At 70.9% G+C, this 19,217-nt stretch carries 14 protein-coding genes and 1 tRNA gene; 5 read left to right on the forward strand and 10 right to left on the reverse strand.

Annotation, left to right across the window (positions count from 1 at the left end; genetic code table 11):
- Positions 1 to 84 precede the first annotated feature (84 nt).
- From B1H50_RS07840 to B1H50_RS07865, 6 genes are all read right to left on the reverse strand, one after another.
- Positions 85 to 1,533 (reverse strand): hypothetical protein, encoded by a 1,449-nt coding sequence (locus B1H50_RS07840; RefSeq protein ID WP_080463228.1) that lies wholly within the window; start codon positions 1,531 to 1,533, stop codon positions 85 to 87.
- A 103-nt stretch (positions 1,534 to 1,636) separates the two neighbouring features.
- Entirely contained in the window at positions 1,637 to 2,284 is a 648-nt protein-coding gene (locus B1H50_RS07845; protein WP_080463229.1) for a hypothetical protein, read from the reverse strand.
- A gap of 97 nt (positions 2,285 to 2,381) precedes the next feature.
- Positions 2,382 to 5,609, reverse strand: a complete 3,228-nt coding sequence (locus tag B1H50_RS07850; RefSeq protein ID WP_080463230.1) for a PKD domain-containing protein — start codon at positions 5,607 to 5,609, stop codon at positions 2,382 to 2,384.
- Positions 5,610 to 5,958: 349 nt separating this feature from the next.
- A complete protein-coding gene (locus B1H50_RS07855) occupies positions 5,959 to 6,942 on the reverse strand; it encodes a ribose-phosphate diphosphokinase (protein WP_080463231.1) in 984 nt (327 codons plus the stop codon).
- A 58-nt stretch (positions 6,943 to 7,000) separates the two neighbouring features.
- Positions 7,001 to 8,020: a bifunctional UDP-N-acetylglucosamine diphosphorylase/glucosamine-1-phosphate N-acetyltransferase GlmU gene (locus tag B1H50_RS07860; protein ID WP_080463232.1), complete on the reverse strand. Its 1,020-nt coding sequence runs from the start codon at positions 8,018 to 8,020 to the stop codon at positions 7,001 to 7,003.
- A 109-nt stretch (positions 8,021 to 8,129) separates the two neighbouring features.
- Positions 8,130 to 8,201 (reverse strand) — tRNA-Gln (locus tag B1H50_RS07865).
- Between the two features lie 207 nt (positions 8,202 to 8,408).
- Here B1H50_RS07865 and B1H50_RS07870 point away from each other — a divergent pair.
- The gene (locus B1H50_RS07870; protein WP_080463233.1) at positions 8,409 to 9,707 is read left to right on the forward strand and encodes an acyltransferase family protein; all 1,299 of its coding nucleotides are present in this window, start codon (positions 8,409 to 8,411) and stop codon (positions 9,705 to 9,707) included.
- Positions 9,708 to 9,824: 117 nt separating this feature from the next.
- Entirely contained in the window at positions 9,825 to 10,595 is a 771-nt protein-coding gene (locus B1H50_RS07875; protein ID WP_080463234.1) for a YveK family protein, read from the forward strand.
- Positions 10,596 to 10,641: 46 nt separating this feature from the next.
- Here the strand turns inward: B1H50_RS07875 and B1H50_RS07880 are convergent, their stop codons facing one another.
- A complete protein-coding gene (locus B1H50_RS07880) occupies positions 10,642 to 11,667 on the reverse strand; it encodes a glycosyltransferase family 2 protein (protein WP_229657991.1) in 1,026 nt (341 codons plus the stop codon).
- Positions 11,664 to 12,710 carry a glycosyltransferase family 2 protein gene (locus tag B1H50_RS07885; RefSeq protein WP_080463235.1) on the reverse strand — a complete coding sequence of 349 codons (1,047 nt, stop codon included), beginning with the start codon at positions 12,708 to 12,710 and terminating at the stop codon, positions 11,664 to 11,666. Before B1H50_RS07885 ends, B1H50_RS07880 begins: the two co-directional genes overlap by 4 nt.
- Before the next feature lie 166 nt (positions 12,711 to 12,876).
- Here B1H50_RS07885 and B1H50_RS07890 point away from each other — a divergent pair, with 166 nt between their 5' ends.
- Positions 12,877 to 13,893, forward strand: a complete 1,017-nt coding sequence (locus B1H50_RS07890; RefSeq protein WP_095532520.1) for a glycosyltransferase family 2 protein — start codon at positions 12,877 to 12,879, stop codon at positions 13,891 to 13,893.
- 215 nt (positions 13,894 to 14,108) lie between these two features.
- On the opposite strand, the gene B1H50_RS07895 is transcribed toward B1H50_RS07890, so the two are convergent.
- The gene (locus tag B1H50_RS07895; RefSeq protein ID WP_080463236.1) at positions 14,109 to 14,798 is read right to left on the reverse strand and encodes a hypothetical protein; all 690 of its coding nucleotides are present in this window, start codon (positions 14,796 to 14,798) and stop codon (positions 14,109 to 14,111) included.
- Positions 14,798 to 16,285 (reverse strand): WD40 repeat domain-containing protein, encoded by a 1,488-nt coding sequence (locus B1H50_RS07900; protein WP_229657992.1) that lies wholly within the window; start codon positions 16,283 to 16,285, stop codon positions 14,798 to 14,800. The genes B1H50_RS07895 and B1H50_RS07900 overlap by 1 nt, the downstream gene beginning before the upstream one ends.
- Before the next feature lie 606 nt (positions 16,286 to 16,891).
- On the opposite strand from B1H50_RS07900, the gene B1H50_RS07905 reads away from it, so the two are divergent.
- A complete protein-coding gene (locus B1H50_RS07905; RefSeq protein ID WP_373284829.1) occupies positions 16,892 to 18,025 on the forward strand; it encodes a DUF1972 domain-containing protein in 1,134 nt (377 codons plus the stop codon).
- Entirely contained in the window at positions 18,022 to 19,158 is a 1,137-nt protein-coding gene (locus B1H50_RS07910; protein WP_080463238.1) for a glycosyltransferase family 4 protein, read from the forward strand. Before B1H50_RS07905 ends, B1H50_RS07910 begins: the two co-directional genes overlap by 4 nt.
- The last annotated feature ends 59 nt before the right edge of the window (positions 19,159 to 19,217 follow it).

A 19,217-nucleotide genomic window follows, 5' to 3' on the forward strand; every position in this document is an offset into this window, starting at 1 on the left:
GGCGCCGGGGACAGGGGCCGAGCCGAGGGGCGGGAGGGCGCTCACCCGCCGGCCATCGACGCGGGGCGGAATACCGCCGCGCTCCTATCCCGGGTGATGGGCGCGGCGGGAGGCGGAAATGGGCGAGGTGTCGGCCGACGAGCTGATCGGCACTCCGGGCCCGGGGACGGCGGCGCTCGGCGCGGCGACGGGCGCCGGGACCCCGTCGGGAGAACCGGCCACTGCCCCGCCGTCGGCGGAGAGCGGGGCCTGGGCGCGCTCGCCGTCGTCGATCTCGCCGGGTTCCCAGCGCTCCTGGGGCAGCCCGGCTGCGTCGGCCCTCCCCTCGCGCTCGGCGGCGCTGGCAGCGACGCTCGCCCCCGCGATCACCCAGACCACGGTGGACAGCTGGGTGATGAAGGCGACGGATACGAAGGCCGGGATCATGGAGGCGATGGCGACCTGGGCGGCGTTGCCACGGCCGCCCAGCACACGCAGGACGACGTAGAGCGCGCCGATGATGAAGGGGATGACGGGCGCCCAGCCGTAGCGGAGGGCGGCCAGGAGCACCTGGTCGTCGATGGAGCGGAAACCCTCCCAGTACACCGTGCCGTTGCGGACGGTGCGGGCGGGCGAGGCCCCGATAAGCACCAGTCGTTTGACCAGGATGAGCAGTTGCCCCCGATACTCCGCGCTGCCTTCCTGCTCGTCACCGGCCTTGGCGAAGACGCGCAGCAGCACGGGGGCGACGACGAACGTCCCCGCGATCAGCGTGATGAGGGTGGCCGAGCGCCAGGAGGGGGTCAGGTCGGTGCGTAGGATCGTCAGGGAGAGGATGAGGGCGATGACGGCGCCGAGGATGCCCGCGCGCGACAGGGAGGGCAGGGTGACGCCGACGAGCGCCGCCATCCCGGCGATCCTCGCCCATGAGGGCCAGCGGGCGATGGCCACCATGGGGATGCCCGCCGCCATGGACACGCCGAAGACGATCGAGTGGCCGAAGGCCCCCTCGATGCGGGGCAGTCCGGCGCGGATCTGGATCTCCGCCCAGTAGGCGTAGGCGCGGGTGGGAAACTCGATGAGCACGAAGGGATTGATGCGGGTGAGTGCCTCGAAGTAGCCGAGCGCGGCGGCGATGAGCCACACGGTGGCGATGGTGGTGGCGAAATCCCTCAGTCCGATCCTCTCCACGAGCATGCGCCCGGCGAAGTAGGCAGGCACGGCGTCGAGGATGAGCTCGCCCAGGACCGTGTTCGTCGAGGCCCCCGCGACCAGCGAGATCGCCACGAGGGCGAAGCCCGTGCAGATGAGGAGATCGCCCGGGGTGAGCCTCCAGGAGAAGTCGGCGGCCAGCGCCAGGCACACGAGTATGCAGACCCCGGCGGCCGGCGGGATGATGAGGCCGACGTTCACGGTCATCCAGATGCCCATGAGGGCGATGGCGACCGCGACGAGCCTGGCGCCGACGATCGGCCTGCGCCGAACCGTCCACAGGATCATCGCGATGACCGGGTAGGACAGGAGGACGATGGCCGCGAGCAGAAGCATCTGCATGATCGGGCCCTCCTCTCTTCCCGCGACGGCGCCCCCGAGGAGGCGCTAAGAGGCTACTACGCGCTCCCCGCCACCGCGCAGGGGTGCGGGTCAGACGGTGGTGTCAGGACGCTGAGCCCTGGAAGACGACGGCGGGCTGTCCTGGCTCGATCGTGACGGTGACGGTGACCCGGTCGCGGGCATCCGCGGGCACGGAGAAGCGGAAGGACCCGGTGGCGGTCTGCCCCGCGGCGACGCTGCTGGGCAGTTCGGTGCCCTCGGCGGCTCTGAGGGGGGCGGCCGGGGTGGCGTCCCCGCCGTAGGTGAGGGTGGCCAGAGCACCGGACAGGTCGACGTCCTGGGCGCCCGCCGTGACGGAGAGATTGACCTGGAGCGCGGCGCCGCCGATCTCGCCGGGGACGATGGCATCCCCGGAGACCTCGATGGCCTCGAGGGAGGTGATGGCGACAGTCGCGTCCCCGGAGGTCGCGGTCTGGTCCAAGGCCACGGGCGAGGCGGAGGGCTCCACATAGCCGGCCTGGCCGGGCTGAAGGCTCTGGGGATCGGCGGACTGGGCGTCCTCAGTGCTCGCGGCGACCACCGGGGTCGGCTCGGTGGTGGCTCCGGCCGTCTCGGTGGTGGTCACCGGCGGCATGGACTCGGTGTCCGCGGCGCTGGTCGACGCGGAGTCGCTCGAGCAGCCGGCGAGGATCACCGCTGAGAGGACGAGGGCGGAGGCCCGGAGGATCCGGGGACTTATCTGAGATGACATGGTGTCTTCCGTGGGATCGTTGGGATCGGGTGGGGAGCGCCGGCCGGCGGCGGTGTGGTATCGGCCGCCGCCGGCCGGCGCCGGTGTTGGTCGCCGATCACTGCCCGATAGATCGGGCCTGGAAATCGGATACCAGGATCTTGTTGTTCAAGGAGGTTGCCGAGCCGGAGAGGTAGGTCGACATGAGGACTGAGCCGGCCGCCTGGATCTGCTCGGTGGAATCCGTGGCAGTCAGGGTGGGCGTGTTGGGCTCCTGCTCTCCGTCGAGCCACACGGTGGCGCTCAGGGACGTGGTTCCCGTGCCGACGGCGGAGGTCTTCACGTTGATCTTAGTGCCCATGGCCCAACGGGTCGGCAACGTGGTCTGGGCGAGGATCTTCTCAGTCCCTCCGACCTGCGAGGTGAGGAGCACGAGCACTTCGCCGGTGCTCTTGACATGGATCTTCGTGGCGTAGGAGCCCGAGGCGGTGGAGCGGGGGAAGAAGGAGGCGTAGACGCCACCACCGGTGGGAACCTCGGCGAGGGTGAAGCTGGAAGCCAGCTCCGTCGACGATGAGGACACCTTGGGCAGCATGGCCGTGGAGGTCCAGGCGGCCTTGTTCAGCGCGATGGCGCCGACGCCGTCAGCCGTGGAGAAGCGCGAGGGGGAGGAGATCTTCCAGGCGCCGGCGACCTTGGCGTCGGGCCAGCCCTTCTCCTGGGCCTTCGCGAAGTCGGCCCGGGCGAGGATGCCCTGGCCCTGCGGGACATCGGAGATGGTGATGGTCTGGCTGGTGGACTTGCGGGTACCGGTGTTGTCGGTGACCGTGAGGGTCAGCGTGTAGTCGCGGGCCTCGGTGTAGGTGTGCGTGGCGGTGGCGCCGGTGGCGGTGGTCCCATCGCCGAAGTCCCACTCGTATGACTCGATCGTGCCGTCGGGGTCGGCCGAGCCGGCGCCGTCAGCGGTCACGGTCATGCCGTCGACCTGCGGGCGGATGACGGGATGGGGCGCCGCGTTGTCCTTCTGGCCCGCGCGCTGGCTCACCTGCGCATCGGTCAGCTGGGTGTGGTAGATGGCGGTGGAGTCCACGGTCGCCTCGAGAGTCCCCGGGGCCGCCTCAACACCAGGCCACCCCGACAGGGTGTTCAGGCCGAGGCGCCAGGAGCCGGAGAAGTTCTGCGCGGTGGTCACCGATTTGTCGGAGGCGGCGAGCTTGCCGTCGACGTAGAGGTGCTGGCCGCCCGTACCCAGGGTGGCGACGACGTGGTGCCACTGGCCATCGTTGAGGCCAGACCGCGACTCAACGACCTTGACCTGGCCGGGGTAGACACCGAAGCGGATGGCCCCATTGGGGGTCATGTAGAGCATACGGTCGCGGTCGCCGTTCGCCTCGTAGCCGACGATGGCGCCGCCCTTGGTGGAGGTGGTGCGCACCCAGGTCTCGATGCTGAAGGTGTTGACCGGGCCGTCGGAGGCGGAGGAGACGGCGCCGGCGCGATCACTGATGCCCAGAGCCTTGGAACCGCTGCGGGAGCCCTCCTGACCGGGCTTCACACCGGATTGGCCAGTCATGTTGGCACCGCCGAGGACGTCCTTGAAGGTGGTCCCGGTCGACTCGTCGAAGGTCCACAGGTGCTTGGCCCCCAGCTCCGCCGCGCCGGTGTCGAGGTCGTCGAGGTCGGAGCCCTTGGCCACCTTGATGTTCATCGGCTCGCTGGCCAGCGTGTTGCCGCCGGCATCGGAGACGACGAGCCTGTAGGTGTGCTCGCCCGCGGGGGCGAGGTTGTCGCGCAGGGTCTTGCGGGACTCGCGGCTCCAGAAGCGGTCCGAGACCGTGGTCGTGCTCACCGGGGCCGATCGGCCGTCACGGTAGAGCGAGTAGGTGAGGGTGGAGTCGTCGCGGTCCCAGGTGGGGGTGAAGGCGACGTCAACGGTGCCGTCGGCGGGGCTGGAGATGCTCGTAGCGAGGTCGGCGGCCTTCCCCTCGGGGGCGTGGCTCTTGGTGGCGCCTCGCTTGGGGAAGCGGACGAGCCCCTGCTGGGGCTTGCCGTCGACGGCGAGGAACTCGCCTCCGGCGACGATGTACTGGTCGTTGCCGGTCACATCCCAGGCGCCCTGGCCCAGGCCGGTGTAGGTGCCGGCGGACAGGTCGGGGAACCAGTCGATGATGCTGGGGGCGGTGCGCCCCGACCAGTCCTTGTAGCCATCGGTGCCCTTGCGGGAGACGGTCACCTCGCCGGTGGCGGTGTAGGAGGTGAGGCGGTACTGGCGCTGCCGGGTGCGGCCGTTCTCGTCCTTGTAGTAGGAGTCCGCGAATCCGCCGATGGTCTCGCAGGAGTGCGCGTGGCTGGCGACGTAGACCTGGTCGCTCGTGGGGTAGACGGCGTAGGAGTCACCGTGGCAGGGCTGCACCCAAGTCATGTTGCCGTTCCAGTCGGCCTTGAAGGTCCCCTCCAGGTTGGCATTGCGCACGGAGAAGGAGTAGCCGGTCCCGTACAGGCTGGTGCCGTCGGTCTTGAGGTCCGTGATGGCGCCGTAGACGCCGCCGTTGCGGACTTCGGAGTTGACGGGGGTGGACAGGACGGTGCCGTCGGAGGCGGAGACGAGGGCCAGGCCGTAGCCGGGATTGCTCGAGCCGTTGAGGGAGGTGAAGGAGCCGCCGATGGCGACCTTGGAGCCATCGGGCGAGATCTGCAGGGACCAGACCTGGGCGTTGCTGCCGTCGGCCTTGGGCGCCCAGGAGAGGGTCTCTCCGGTAGAGGCGCTCACCGCGGCCGCCTTGAGGCGCTGGACGCCGTTGACGTGCTTGAAGGCGCCTCCGGCGTAGACCGTGTTCCCACGCACGGCGATGGCCCGCACGGTGGTCTGGAACTGGGGCCGGAAGGTCGAGATGAGGGTGCCGGTGCCGTTCGAGATGTCGAAGGCGGCCATGGCGCTGTGCCACTCGTCGTTGACCTTGTTGAAGTCCCCGCCGACGTAGAGCGTGCGCTTGTCCTCCGACACAGCGAGGGCGCGCGCCTGGCCGTTGAGCGTCGGGGCGAAGTCCGCAATGAGCTCCCCGGTGCTCAGGCGGTAGGCCAGGAGGTTGGCTCGGGGCGTCTCCTGGGAGCCGGCGGGAGCGCCGTGGGGGCGGGCCTGGGTGAAGGAGCCTGCGACGTAGACGATGTCGCCGACGATGAGCTGGTCCCACACGACGCCGTTGATCTGCACGGTGGGCAGAGGATCGGCCGTGTAGTTGGACTGGGGACGGCCTGAGCTGTCGGCCTCGGCGGCAGCAGCGGTCGCCACGGGCAGGACGGACAGGGCCAGGGGAAGGCAGGCGGCCAGTGCGGCCAATCTGCGCATGGAACGGTGAGAACTCACGGTACTAGACACTCCGGGACTGTGTAGACGAACCAAGGGAAACGTAAAGGTTCTCCGTTGATCAGGGCATGGCGCCGGCGGTTGGGGGGCGCAGGCGCCTGAGTGAGCCTAGAGCACTGGGGCACCGGAATGACAGCGTGGCTGATTATGGGTAATTCTGCGCTAAAAAGCGACACCCATCACTTTCGTATCGTTCCGATTACGACGATTCTCCGATCCACTCCGACCTGCGCCGGAGTGCGGGATCGACTTTAGGAGGAGGCGGGGAGGCCCGCCCCCCGGAGGGAGGGGAGGGCGAGACAACCCCTCACTTGAGGGGTAGTGAATCTCGTCACACTTCGGTAGTGTCGAAGAGCTCGGCAACGGAGCCGTCGTCGAAGACCGCCTTGATGGCGCGGGCCAGCAGCGGGGCGATGGACAGGACGGTGAGCCGCTCGAATCGCTTCCCCTGGGGGATCGGCAGGGTGTCGGTGATGACGACCTCGCGGGCGCCGCAGGTGGCCAGGCGCTCGATGGCCGGGCCGGAGAGCACTCCGTGGGTGGCGGCGACGATGACGTCCTTCGCGCCGGCATCGAGGACCACCTTGACGGCCTTGGCGATGGTGCCGCCGGTGTCGATCATGTCGTCGACGAGAACGCAGGAGCGCCCCTCGACGTCGCCGACGACGCGGTTGGCCACGGCCTCGTTGGGGCGGGTGATGTCCCGAGTCTTGTGGACGAAGGCCAGCGGCGAGCCGCCCAGGGCGTTGGCCCATCGCTCGGCGACGCGGATGCGGCCGGCGTCCGGGGAGACCACGGCGGCGTTGGTCACGTCGAGCCTGCCCTTGATGTAGTCCACGAGTACGGGCTGGGCCCACAGGTGGTCCCAGGGGCCGTCGAAGAAGCCCTGCTCCTGAGCGGTGTGGAGATCGACGCTCATGATGCGGTCCGCGCCCGCTGCGGCGTACATGTCCGCCACGAGGCGGGCGCTGATGGGCTCGCGGCCCAGGTGCTTCTTGTCCTGGCGCGCGTAGGGGAAGAAGGGGGCCACCACCGTGATGCGCTTGGCCGAGGCGCGCTTGAGGGCGTCCACCATGATGAGCTGCTCCATGAGCCAGTCGTTGACTCGGTCCCCATGGGACTGCACGACGAAGACGTCGCAGCCGCGCACCGACTCGTTGAAGCGGACGTAGGTCTCCCCGTTGGCGAAGTCGTAAGCGGTCGAGGACAGGACCTCGGTGCCCAGCTCGCGCGCCACATCCAGGGCCAGCTGCGGGTGGGCCCGGCCGGAGACGATGACCAGTCGCTTCTCGCCGCTGGTGATGATGCCCGTCATGAAGTGATTCCCTTCGTTCGGGCCCGCCGGGCCCGGTCGGTGCGCGGAGCCTGGGCGGTCACGCGCCTGTGGTGCCGGAGCCCTGGGCGGGAACCGGCGTCTCGGCGTCGTACTGGGCGAAGGGCGCCACGACAGCGCCCGCCGGGATATCGACGTCGGCGAGGATGGCGTAGGCGCCGATGCGGGCGCCGGGGCCGATGCGGGTGGCGCCCCTCAGGAGGACGCCCGGCTCCAGGGACGCGTCCGGGCCGATCTCGACAGTGACGTCGACCCAGGTGGAGGAGGGATCGACGACGCCGACACCGGATTCCATCGCGCGGGCGAGGATGCGGCTGTTGAGCTCAGCGCCGAGGACCGCGAGCTGGGCCCGGTCGTTGCAACCCTCGACGAGCCAGTGATCGGCCACGACGAGCGCGGAGGTGGAGCGGCCCGCGGCGTGGGCGTGGGCGACGACATCGGTGAGGTAGACCTCGCCCTGGTCGTTGTCCGTACCCAGGGCGGCCAGGGCCGAGCGCAGGTGCGCCAGGTCGAAGGCGTAGACGCCCGCGTTGATCTCGGTGATGGCCCGCTGGGCCTCGGTGGCGTCGCGCTGCTCGACGATCGCCGAGACAGTGCCATCCGGCTCGCGCACGACGCGGCCGTAGCCGTGCGGGTCGTCGACGACGGCGGTCAGCAGGGTCACGGCGTCGCCCCGCTCATGGTGCTGGGCGACGAGGGCGGACAGGGTGGGGGTATCGAGCAGGGGCACGTCCCCGCTCGTGACGACGACGGCGCCCCCGGCATCCTCGGGCAGGGCCGCCAGGCCGCAGGCCACGGCGCGGCCGGTGCCGGGGATCTCATCCTGATCGGCCGGGATGGCGTCGGGGGCGACCTGCTCCAGGTGGGCGACGACGGCATCGCGCTCGTGGCGGACCACGACGACGAGGCGCTCGGGATCCAGGCCCCGGGCCGCGGTGACCGCGTGATCGAGAAGGCTGCGCCCGCCGATGCGGTGCAGGACCTTAGGGGTGGCGGAGCGCATGCGCGTGCCCTTGCCTGCGGCCATGACGATGACGGCGGCGGGAGTGGTGGGAGCCACGAGTCCTCTTCTCGCTCGAGATGGGCGTCCTGCGGCGCTGCCGGGAACATGACGCCCCGTGCTGGCCGAGCGGGCCGGTACGGGAACATCCTACGACGCCGCGCACCGGTTCCGCCCCCAGGATTCGAACCCGGGCCTCAAGGCTCCAAAGGCCTGCGTGCTGCCACTACACCAGGGCGGAATGCGCAGGCCACACCTGGTTCCGCGGAATCAGGCATGTTCCTGCGCGGTGCCAGTGTCTCACTTTTTCGCCGCAACTTGATCAACGAGTGGCATCGGCGCCCTCCGCGACCACCGGGAGGAGGATCATTGACCCCTGAGCGGACCGATCCGGACCGCCGTCCACGTCCAGCCGCCACGCGCGGCATGATCCCGCCCACGGAGCCCCATGATCTCGATCCGCCATCAGCCCTCGGCCGAGGGCGCCACCGCCACGCCCCCCGCGCCGCCCCAGGGCGCGGGCCGCCTGCGGGAGCTGGATGGCCTGCGCGGCCTGGCGGCCATCGTCGTCCTCATCCATCACTGCCTGCTCACCGTCCCCGCGCTGGCGGAGGTCGGCGCCCGCCCGGGGACGGCGCCGGACGGCGCCCTGGAGCGCCTGCTCAGCCTCACACCGGCGCATCTCCTGTGGGGCGGCTACGAGGCGGTGCTCATCTTCTTCATCCTGTCCGGAGTGGCGCTCAGCTACCCGATCGCCCAGCGGCGCGCCGCGGGGACTCAATTCGATTGGGTTGATTACGCTCCCCGCCGCCTCATCCGCCTGTGGGTGCCGGCCGGCGCCTCGACACTCCTGGCGATCGCGCTCATCATCCTCGTGCCGCGCTCGAACGACGCCTCTCTGGGGGCATGGGTGCGGGCCCACTATGTGTCAGATATCTCGATCAAGCAGACGGTCCGGGAACTCGCCCTGCTGCCCACCTACGCCTATCGCAACTCGGTTCTGTGGTCGCTGCACGCCGAGGCCATCTTCTCCATCCTCCTGCCGCTGATCATCCTCATCGTGGCGCTGGCGGCCCGGGCGCGCCTGAGCTGGGCCCTGCTGGCGGCAGCACTGGCCGTGCCGCTGGTGAGCGGCGACCCCGGCTCCGCCCTGTTCCTGCCGGTGTTCGCGATCGGAGCCGTGCTCGGCTGGCGCTGGGGGACGATGCCCGACCCGCTGCCCGCCCGACCCGCCCGTTGGGCCGGCGCGGCCGCCGTGGTCTGCCTCATCACCATGACCAGCCCGTGGTGGACCGCCCCGGAGACCTGGCCGGGCCTGCTCTCGGGAGAGCCGTCCGCGGCGCTAGTCCCCCTGGGCTCCCCCGCCTCTCCCTGGGGGCATCGGCTCGGATCAGCGATCGCCGTCGCCAGCGCAGCGGCCACCATAGCGCTCATCGTGCGCGCCGGGGCGCTGCGCCCGCTCCTGCGCTCGAAAGTGGTGCAGATCTCCGGTGAGTTGTCTTTCTCTCTCTACCTCGTCCATACCCCGATGGTGCTCCTCGTGCGCACCCTGGCACCGTCGATATCCCCGTGGTGGATGCTCCTGGCGGGACCGGCCGCGGCGCTGCCGCCGGCCTGCCTCTTCCACCGGCTCATCGAGAGGCCGAGCCATCGGTGGTCCCGAGCGGCGGGCCGCTGGGCCAGCTCCCGATTCCGCGCACGCCGCAACGGGAGCCGCCGAGCGCCCCGAGGCAGGCATGCCGCCTGAGTCCGCCATCACCTGCCCGGGGAGGAGCCGCCCCTGAACCTTGGTCTACGGTGTACCCATGACGGCTCGCTCGTGGGCCACCATCCTCTCCTCTGATCTCGAAGGAACGACACGCGTATGGAGCCGGCCGATATCCTCCGCTTGCTGCGCAGGCACGCCCCCATCCTCATCCTGCACATCGTCCTCGGCGCCCTGGCAGGGTTCTCAGTGGCGATGATGAGCACTCCGATCTACTCCTCGCATGCGAGCGTCGTCGTGTCCACCTCGAGTCGCGACAGCAGCGGGCAGGATCTCGGCTCGGCCTCCGGCCAGAACTCCCTCCTCATGCCCACACTCGTCCAGATAGGGACCACCCAGGCCGTTCTCAACGAGGTCGCCACGAACACAGGGCTCGATCCTGCGGCGGTCAAGCGCATGCTCATGCTGAGCGCCAGGGAGAACACGCTCTTCATCGACATCACCGCCAAGGCCCCCTCCGCGGATCAGGCCCAGGCCGTGGTCGAAGCCGAGATCGACGCCTTCAAGAAGGCCGTGGGCAAGTGGGGTTACAAGGACGGGCAGACGCTCGAGATCAAGGAGCAGGATCCGCCCACCCTGCCCACCGCCCCCATCGCGCCCATCGCCTCGCGCTACGCCCTCAACGGCGCGCTCATCGGGACCGCGGTCGGCGCCGCGATCGTCATCCTCATGCGCCGCGCGGGCCTGACAGGGCGCCGCGGGGAAGGCCGTAGGACCATGGTCGGAGTCGCCCACGTGGGGGGCGACTCCGACCCACGGACCGACGAGGAGACAGGCCCGACCGTGTCGGTGCCATTGCCCACTGAGGACCACACACCACCGCCAGCCTCCTCCAAGCTCCTCCCGGCCTCGATGCGCCACCGCCGCTAGCCGCGTAACTCGGCGCCGTCGGACCGGGAACCGGGGGGATGGTCCTTCACGGGCGGCCGTACTCGGCATGACCGGCGCGGCCCAGAGCCGCTGAGGTCAGACCCGCGCCCCGGGCCATGAGACGGGCCCCCCTGGCGCGGTGGACCGTGGAGCTCAGCAGGACCCCGGCGCCCGCGCGCCCTGCGCCCGCGATGAGGCGCGCCGCGCCCCCGATGAGCGCCTTGCCCCGGATCCGCGCTCGGGTGGCGCGGTCCCCCGCACCCGCCAGAACGAGGTCGACCCGAACGGAAGTGGCGGCATGACTGCGCTGGCGGCGCAGGATCCAGGCCCGGTCTAGGCGCTGCGCGGGCACGTGGTCGACCACTTGGGCCTCGGCGCACCACAGGAGCGTTCCGCCGGCGGCCACGAGTGAGCGGGTGAGCAGCGTGTCCTCCCCGCCGGTGGCGCCGAAACGCTCATCGAAGCGCAGGCCCCGCGCGCGCAGGAAGTCCAGATCGAGCAGCAGGCAGTTCGAGGCGGCGGCGGGCCGGGCAGTGCCTGTGGGCCAGGTGGCGCGCTCGAAGAAGCCCCCGGCGACCACCCATGGCTCCGGCTCGGTGTCGTAGGCGGGCAGCACATGCCCCGCCACCGCCTGCGCCCCCTCGCGGGCCCAGAGCCCCACGAGGGAGGAGAGCCAATTCTCGAGGGCCTCCTCGTCGTCGTCGATGAACACCAGGAGGCGAGCGCCGGCGGCCTCATCGAGGGCGCGGTTGCGCACGGCGGCCACGCCGGGGCGCTCCTCGATGACGTAGCGCAGCGCGCCCCCGCCGGGCCCGGCAGCCAGGCGCTCGACGGCGGAGCGCGCGCTGGCGGCGGGATCGTTGTCGATGACGAGCAACTCGGCCCGGGCCACCGGACTGGCCTCATCCGAGACCACGGCGCTCAGCTGGGGCAGGACGGATCCGACGGCGCGCTCCAGGCCGTGCGGGCGCTTGTAGGTCGGGATGGCGATGATGAGGGAGGCACCGCCCGGGTCCATCCCGCGAGCGGCGCTCCCTCCCGAGCCGGCGGCAGCCACGCCCTTGGCGCTCACTTGCGCCTCCAGGGAAGTCGGGAGACTCGCCCGTACTCCTGAACGCGCCCGCCGATGGCCCCCATCACCATGCCGACCGCACCCGCGCAGGCGGCCTCATGACGACCGCGGGAGTCATCATCACGGCGGATGGTGCCGATGGCGGCCAGTGCGCCATCGCGGCCGGCGCGCACCGCGCCCTTGGCGGCGTAGCGCAGCCGTAGAGGCATGCCCGATCCACTGCCATCGGCATCCGTCTCGATGCGCACCTGCGCCCATGTGGACCCCGAGCGCAGGCAGCGGCGGAGCACCCAGCCCCGGGTGGCGCGCGCGGCCGGCACGCGCTCGTCCAGGACGGCGTCAGCGGCGAAGCGGATGATCCCGCCGCCCTTGCGCAGGGAGCGCATGAGCATGGAATCCTCGCCTCCGGTGAGGCCGTAGCGCTCGTCGAAGCGCAGGCTCAGGGCGCGCATGACGTCCATGTCGAGGAGGAGGTTGGCGGTGGCCGCGCTGGGCATGATGGCACCATCGATGGCGCGAACGGCGTCGAAGACCCCCGAGCCGCGCACCCAGGCGCTGGGCTCGGCCTCGAAGAGCGGATGGCGGGGACCGGTGACAGCCGCGCAGCCGTGGGTGCGCCAGGCACGCACGAGGGAGGTGAGCCAGCCGGGGCGGGTGAGCTCGTCGTCGTCGATGAACACCAGGAGGCGAGCGTCGGCGGCCTCATCGAGGGCGCGGTTGCGGGCAGCGGTGATCCCGGGGACGGGCTCATGGGCGTAATGGGGACCGATCCCAGCCGCTCCGGGCTCGTCGGCGTTGGCGGCCCGGACCGCCTCGACGACCTCGCGAGCGCCCGCATCCGGGTCATTGTCGACCACCACGACGCGCGCCCGCCCAACGCCGGCCTCCTCATCCGCGCGGGCGGCACGGGCTTGGTCCACGAGCTGAGGCAGGAGCTCGGCGAGCCAGTCATTGCGCCGGTAGGTGGTCACGGCGACGACCAATGAGACCGATGGCGGCAGTGGCGGTGGGACCGGCGCGGGCGGTGTCGAAGACAGGCTCATACGTCCTCCTGGACGGCAGGTCGACGGACAGGGCGTCGATGGGAGGGGTGGGGTTGGGACAACGCTACTATGCAGGCGCACGGGCCCCGCCCGCAGGCGCCCGAGACGACGGCGCGCCCAGGGGAGGACGGCGCGGCACCCATCGATGAGGACCTGAGAGGACCCCATGGCCGACTTCCCCCCCGATCTCTTCTCCCCCGGCGCGTCCGGCGAGCCCCCCACCGGCGCCGAGGCCGCCGAGCTGCTCGCGCGCACCGCGATCATCGTCGTCAACTACGACTCCGCCGAGCTCCTGGCGAGCAACCTCGCCGAGGTGGCCCGGCGATCCCCCGAGGCCCGGGTCGTCGTCGTCGACAACTACTCCTCCCCCGGGGCCCGCGAGAGCATCCGCGCCCTGGCCCAGGCGCGCGGCTGGGCCCTGGAGTGCCCGGAGTCGAACACGGGCTTCGGCGGGGGGATGAACCTGGGGGCCGCCCGGGCGATCGCCGATGGCGCGGAGATCCTCGTCCTGCTCAACCCGGACGCCGTCATCGAGCGGGACTCCCTGGTGGCTCTGGCGCGACACGCGCAGACCGACCCCCTGGTGCTCGTAGGACCGGTCATCCGGGACTCCAGCGGCGCGATCGTGTCCGATGGCCACGTGGTCTGCCTGGCGGACGGGTCGATGCGGTCGCGCCGCTCGCGACGGCCGATCCCGCCCGGCGGCACCGCGCCCTGGCTGAGCGGGGCGTGCTTGGCGCTCTCGGCGTCCCTGTACCAGCGGGTAGGGGGCTTCGATGCCCGCTACTTCCTGTACTGGGAGGATGTGGACTTCTCCGCGCGGGTGCTCGCTGCCGGGGGGAGCCTGGTCCTGGAGCGCCGGGCTGCGGCCGTGCACGACGAGGGCGCCACCCACGGCTCCTCAGCGGGACAGGTGGAGAAGTCGGACACGTACTACTACTACAACGCGCGCAACCGGCTCCTGTACGCAGGCCTGCACATGGACGCCCAGGGCCGCCGTCGGTGGCGGGCGACGGCGCCGGGCGCGGCTCGCGAGATCGTCCTGCGCGGGGGGAGGCGCCAGCTGCTGCGCTCACCCAGGCCGGTGGCGACAGCACTGCGCGCGACCCTGGACGGTCTGCGCCTCGCGCGCCGGGCGGCCCGGGGGCTCCTGCCCTCCCAGGACGAGCCGATCCTGCGATAGCGGGCCGGCGGGCCCTGCGCTCGACGACGTGCTCGACGTCCCCTGTGGTTGTGAACGCGCCCGGGGGTTGTGGACGTGCCCCGACGGCGCGTTCACACCCCCCGGGCGCGTTCACGATTCCCGAGTGCGCCCGTGGAGCGGCGCCGATACGCATCCCGCCCGCCAGGCCATGGGGCTCTCGGCGGGCGGGAGGGAGGATGAGCGGCGGTTCGGGCTCAGTTGGGCGCCGCGCCGTCGAAGGTGGCGGCCGCATGATCGGCGCCGAGGTCGACGACGATATGCACCTGCCCGCGGCCGGAGGCCGGAATCGTGAAGGCCTTCTCCACGGTCTGGGTCTCACCCGGGGCGACGGAGTCGGGCACCGCGCCGTAGGCACTGACCAGCTCCGCCGCCGGGGCCTTATCAGCACCGTAGGTCACGGTGACCACGAGGCCGGACAGCGACAGGTCCGATCCGGTGTTGTTCGTGATCGTCACCGGGATGACCACGCCCGGACCACCGGTCTCGCCAGGCCCGGCCTGGAGGTTCTCGGAGCGCATGGCGCCCAGCGCGATGGCGGCGCCGTCGACAGTGCTCGTCTGGTCGAGGGCGACGGGAGGGAGCTCATCGGCGGAGATATCGCCCATGCTGAGGGCCGTGGCATCCGGCGTGGCCGCCTGCGCCGACGGCGTCTCGGAACCGGTTGGCAGTGGCTCGCCCGTCATCGAGGGGGTGACGGTGGTCGAGGGCGTCGTGCCGGCAGTGGCGTCGGCCGTCGTCGAGGCGCTGGGCGCCGACGAGCCGGGAGCCTTGTCACTGGAGCAGGCTCCGAGCGCCAGGATCAGGGCCACGGGGAGCGCGAGGGATGGGCGAGCCGCGCGACGCAGCGCGCCCATCCCCACACGTCCCGGGTGGTGGCGCGTCATCAGCGCCATCCCCAGCCCCAGTTGTTCCAACGGTCGTTGCGGCCACCGCCGTTCCAGCCCCAGTTGTTCCAGCCGTCGTTGTCGCGATCATCGTCATCGTCGTTGTCGCGACCGCCGCCGTTGTTCCACCAGTCGTTGTTGTTCCAACCGTTGTCCTGGCCGCCGTTGTCGTCGCCCTCGCCCTGCGGCGGGACCTCCTTGGAGTCGATGGCGAAGCGGACGAGGCCCTGCTGGCCCTTCTTGTTGACGCCGATGAACTCGCCGCCGTAGACGACGTACTTGTCGTTGCCCTCGACGGTCCAGGTGGCCTGGCCCATGCCGGTGTAGCTGCCGACGATGAAATTGGGGCGGAAGCTCTGAAGCGCCGTCGTGGCGGGCTGGCCGGAGTAGTCCGTGTAACCGCGGACGTGGTTGCGCTGAACCGTACCGGTGCGCCCGTTGACGTAGGCCAGGGCGTTGTAGTAACTGCTCGGCGCGGTGTCACTGAAGCCACCGATGTTGGAGCAGTCGTGCGGGTGGCCCGCGACATAGGTGACACCGCCCGCGGGGTGGACGTCGTAGGAGTCGCCGTGGCAGTCGGCCATGTAGTCGAGGTCGCCGGTGGACCAGTTGGCGCGGAACATGCCCTCGAAGGTGCCCTCCTGGGAGTAGGCGGCGCCGTAAAGGCCCTGGTTGTCCGACTTCAGGGAGAAGATCGCGGCGTAGGTGCCGGAGTTGCGGATGACCGAGTTGATGTTGGTCGACTTGACGGTGCCGTCGCTGCCGATGATCGCCATGCCGGGGTTGGAGGAGCCCCCGACATCGCTGAAGGAGCCTCCGATGGCCACCTGGGCGCCATCGGGGGCGACGGTGATGGTGCGGACGAGACCGCGACCCACCCGGGGGGCGAAGTCGGCCAGGGACAGCGTGGGCAGGCTGACAGCGGCCACGCGGGAACGGGCCTTGTTGTTGACCTGGGTGAAGGCGCCGGAGAAGTAGAGGGTGGAGCCGTCCGGGGAGACCTCGACGTCACGGACCTCGGTGTTGGGGGAGATGCCGAGGTTCACGCGATTGCCGTCGGAGGCATTGACAGCTCCGAGGCGGAAAGTGTCCTTATCGTTGAGACGGGTGAAGTTGCCGCCGAGATAGAGGGTCTTGCCGTCCTTCGAGGCGTCGATGGAGTAGATGACGCCATTGGTGGTGGGCGCCCAATCGAGGAGGGCGCCGGTGGTGATGTCGTAGGCCATCGCGTTGGAGCGCGGGACCTCGTTCTCGCCCCGCGAGGAACCGGCCGGGCGCGCGCTGGAGAACTCGCCGACGGCGTAGACCGTGTTGCCGACGATCTTCTGATCCCACACGACGCCGTTGATCTGGGCTGTCGGGAGAGGCGTCGGGGAGGCGACCGCCACTTCGCCCGCCGCACCCCGGGCGTCGGCGGCGTGGGCGGTCGGGCTCGTGAAGGGAAGGACGGACAACGCCACCAGGGCGAGGGGGAGCCCGGCGGACATGGCGAGCCTTCGGGCATGGCAACGTAGACGCATGGAGATATTCCGTTCAACGCTTGGGGATAACAGGGACGGCTTCCGGCATGGGCGCCGAGCATCGCCGTGGGAGCTCGGAAGGGCCAGGCGCCGACCCCGACCCTAGCACTCAGATAACTTTCAGATAACGTCAATCCCCCTGGGAGATCCTCAAAGATCACGGCCCCCGCCTATCCGGGTCCACGAGGGCGATCCGCCCTCTGACATGCCAATCCTGCGGACATCACCGGGCGCGGCGGGCGAGGCCCGCACAGGTCCGCCACGGATAACCGCCCGTCCGTCAGCCTGGTGAGAAGCAACACACTCGATCTGGAACCGACGGCGAGTATCGCCCCGCTCCCGCTCCTCGACCCGGCTCATTCACATCGCCCTCCCATGCGATGGGGAACTCCCGACCTCGGTACCATGGTGCTGTTCCCATGCGACGGCCCCGCGCCCTCGCCCTGCCGAAGCCGCCCCATCCGGCGCGCCCGGCCGCCCCAACCCTCCGGCGCACCGGCACGCCCCGGGTCCGCGCCCCACATGAAAGGCCCCGACGTGACCACTGCCTCCCCCGACCGACTGCGCATCGCGATGATCGGCACCCGCGGCGTGCCCGCCCGGTACGGGGGCTTCGAGACCGCCGTCGAGGAGGTCGGCAGGCGCCTGGCCGCCAAGGGGCACAAGGTCCTCGTCTACTGCCGCAACCCCGAGCCCGCCGACCCCCTGCCCGAGAGGTACCTCGGCATGAGGCTCGTGGAGCTGCCCGCCATGCGCAAGCGCAGTCTCGAGACCCTCTCCCACACGGCCCTGAGCACTGTCCACCTCCTGCGCCGTGTGCACCCCGACGCCGCCATCGTCTTCAATGCCGCCAACTCCCCCTTCCTGCCCGCCCTGCGCGCCGCCCGCATCCCCGTGGCCACGCATGTCGACGGCCTGGAGTGGCAGCGCGGCAAGTGGGGGCCCACCGGCAAGCGCTACTACCGGGCCGCCGAGGCCCTGGCCGTGCGCTACTCCGACGCACTCATCGCCGATGCTCAGGGCATCGCCGACTACTACGACACCGAGTTCAACGCTCCCACAGACCTCATCGCCTACGGCGCCCCGCGCATCCACGCCGGCACCGACCGCCTGGCCGAGCTGGGCCTCGAGGCCGGCCGCTTCCACCTGGTGGTCGCCCGCTTCGAGGTTGAGAACCACGTCGACGTCGCGGTGGAGGGCTACGCGGCCTCCAGCGCAGAGCACCCGCTCGTCGTCGTCGGCTCGGCGCCCTACGCCAACGAGTACACCGAGCGGATCCACTCCCTGGCCGACGACCGGGTGCGCCTGCTCGGGGGTCTGTGGGACCAGGAGCTCCTCGACCAGCTCTACGGCGGGGCCGCGATCTACCTCCACGGGCACTCAGTGGGGGGCACCAACCCCTCACTGCTGCGCGCGATCGGGGCGGGGGCCGCCGTTGACGCCTTCGACGTCTCCTTCAACCGGGAGGTGCTCGGACCCGCCGGCCGCTACTGGACCACCGCCGACGACGTCCGCGCCCTCATCGAATCCGCCGAGGCCGATCCGGACGGCACGGCGGCGCGCGGCGAGCTCTCCCGGGAACGGGCCGAGGGCTACGACTGGGATGCCGTCGCTGATTCCTATGAGGCGCTGTGCCGCCGCCTGGCCCTGAGCGGCCCGGTGCGCCACCGCCCCTCGGGACGCAGGACGGGGGCCTTCCCCGCATGAGCACGATCCTCGTCGCCCACCCCTCCCCCGACCTGTACGGATCCGACCTGCAGCTGGTCGAGACCATTCACGCGCTCATCGGCGCCGGCCACATGGTCAAGGTGGCGCTGCCCACCGACGGCCCGCTCGTCGCAGTGCTGCGAGAGGCGGGCGCCGCCGTCGCCATCATCCCCTTCACAGTGCTGCGCAAGGCGCTGCTCAACCCGCGCGGACTCGCGGGCCTCGGGGCGGAGGCGGGCCCGGAGGCGCTGAGACTGGCGAGGATCATCCGCTCCTCCGGAGCCCGGGCCGTCCTGACGAACACCGTGACGATCCCCACCTGGCCACTGGCTGCGCGCCTCGCAGGAGTACCGGTCATCGCCCATGTGCATGAGGCGGAGGACTCTCAGCCGCTCATCATCCGCGCGGGCCTCAACGCACCGCTGCTGACGGCGCGCGCCGTCATCGCCAACTCGGGGGCGGCCCGGGACGTCCTCCTGACCGCCCAGCCCCCGCTCAAGAACCGAACAAGGGTGATCCACAACGGCGTCCCCGGCCCTGAGCGGCCCCTGCCGGGGCCGCGGAATCGGACGGCGGGCACCCCCTTCCGAGTGGCCCTCATCGCCCGGCTCTCACCCCGCAAGGGCATCGACATCGCTTTGGAGGCCATCGGCCTGCTCCGCGCCGAGGACGTGGATGCGCGTCTCGTGGTGGCCGGATCCATCTTCCCCGGATACGAGTGGTACGAGGAGCAACTGCGGGAGCGGATCAGCCGGCCGGACCTGAGCAGCGCCGTCGAGCTGCTGGGCTACGTCAACCCGACCTGGCCTATCCTGGCCGATGCGGATGCGGTCATCGTCCCCTCGCGGGCCGAGCCCTTCGGCAATACGGCTGTCGAGGCCCTGCACGCGGGGCGCCCGCTCGTGGCCTCGCGCGTCCAGGGCCTGATGGAGGTCGTGCGCGATGGCGAGACGGGGCTGCTCGTCGCCCCGGAGTCGCCGGAGGCTCTGGCGGCGGCATTGGCCGTGCTCGAGCGCGACCCCACCCGGGCCCGCGAGCTCGCGCTCGCCGGGCGGGCGGACGCCGCTGAGCGCTTCTCCGTGGAGCGCTACCGCAGCAGGATCGTCGACGCCGTCGAGTCCCTCCTCCAATAATCCCCACTTATCACCGAGACCGGTCGAAAATAGGAGCGAGACCGGCCCGCGGGCCGGTC

The organism is Actinomyces gaoshouyii, assembly GCF_002072175.1.
In the GTDB taxonomy this organism is placed as follows: domain Bacteria; phylum Actinomycetota; class Actinomycetes; order Actinomycetales; family Actinomycetaceae; genus Actinomyces; species Actinomyces gaoshouyii.